Below are 1487 nucleotides of genomic sequence, written 5' to 3'. Positions count from 1 at the left end.
CAATAAATTTTGTACGGTGTTAGCTAACGTTTGTTATTTCTAAATTTTAATAAATTCTTATAATTCAGTGTCCTCTTTTAAGTCCTCCGTTTCGCAAAAGTATTTATCTTCCCAAATATGAAATCTAAATCCATTACTTTGTAAAAAAGCTCGTAGATATTTATTCTAATTCAACAATGCAAGAAAACTATTGTCAAAATTTAATGAAGAAAAGGCTTGGTTTTTAGCTCAGTTCTTTGTTGTGTACAGTTATTTCACCTCGAAGAAATTAAAATCCGCTTCTTGAGAAACTCCATAATAACTGATATTCTTCCTCAACAATTCGATATATTTTTCTTTCTTCTTTACTTGTATTTTCTCGAAATAGTCTGGTGAAATTCCCCAATTTTCAATATTTGATACAAACAATCCTGTAAGTTTAAATTCTAATTCTTTATCGGATAATTTTTCCCAAGAATGACAATATTTTTGTGTGTCTTTTGATGCATATTTGTTATGATAACCTACAAGGATGAGCGTTTCTTCTGTTAAAGGCAAAATATGAATGTAAATATTCTCTAAATCCAATGCTCCATCTTCTCTTTGGAAATCTAAATCAGTAGCACTAAATACTGCTGAAGCATAAACAGGAATTTTCGGATATTTATAAATGAAATATGTAAACATCTTTGAATTTGATTTTATTTCATTTTCTAATTCTTTTTTTAATGCGTTTAAGTCCTTAATTCCCAATTCATTGCCTTTAACAACCAGTTTAAGAGGTTCTTTATCTATTTTTCCAATTAAAGTATTTGCGTTTATTAGTCTGGTATATTTTTCGATGGCAAGACGTTTTTTACTTATTTCAGCACAAATTGCTCTATAGCTGAATAATAAAAAAGATTCGTAAGATTCAAAATTTGCTTTGGTATTTTCAATTGGTTTGAAAATATTTGTATCATGTGTGTTACAAAAAACCTTGTGAGTTAAAGCTTGACTTATTCCAACACTTCGGAATTCAATAGGTGACTTTTTTTTATCCCATTTATAGGCATCAACCATTTTTAATTCAACTAAATGTCCTTTAATAGAAATATTACTCAATATTCCATTTTGTTGAATTAGATGTGAATTAATAGCAGTTTCTGAGCAATCATCAACTAAACATTCCCATTGTTTTTTTTTGACATTTTTGTCAATTTGAGCGATTATGTTTTGAGGTTTTGTCATAATTGTACACAACGGTCTACTTTACTTTACCGTGCTATTAAATAGTTAATTAACTTTACTAAGAAACAAGAGGAGAACTATAACGGTCTTTGGAATAGCAGTTCCTTTATACGTACGAGTCCTCTTGTCTCTCTTAGGTTGCTTAGGACCATTTGGAATACCAGGAATTTTTTCCTAATAAAGGTGATAGTCATTGCAACATTTATTAATCATTTCTTTCTAAAAGGAAATAATATTTAAAAATATGAAAAATTATGTAGATGTTATAGGAATTGATG

Annotated in this window: 1 protein-coding gene; it reads right to left on the bottom strand. The window is 28.6% G+C overall.

Annotated features, from left to right (window positions below):
- Positions 1-249: 249 nt before the first annotated feature.
- On the bottom strand, positions 250-1209 hold the full coding sequence (locus tag EGM88_RS14625; RefSeq protein WP_123899170.1) for a hypothetical protein: 960 nt from the start codon (positions 1207-1209) through the stop codon (positions 250-252).
- Between the last annotated feature and the right edge of the window lie 278 nt (positions 1210-1487).

This window comes from Aureibaculum marinum, from assembly GCF_003813905.1.
GTDB classification, from domain to species: Bacteria; Bacteroidota; Bacteroidia; order Flavobacteriales; family Flavobacteriaceae; genus Aureibaculum; species Aureibaculum marinum.
Note: the sequence above shows the minus strand (reverse complement) of the source record. Positions and strands in the feature narration are given on the sequence as shown.

Excerpts from the sequence above, each read along its gene's own strand:
- EGM88_RS14625 (WP_123899170.1), bottom strand. The coding sequence starts at position 1,209 with ATGACAAAACCTCAAAACATAATCGCTCAAATTGACAAAAATGTCAAA.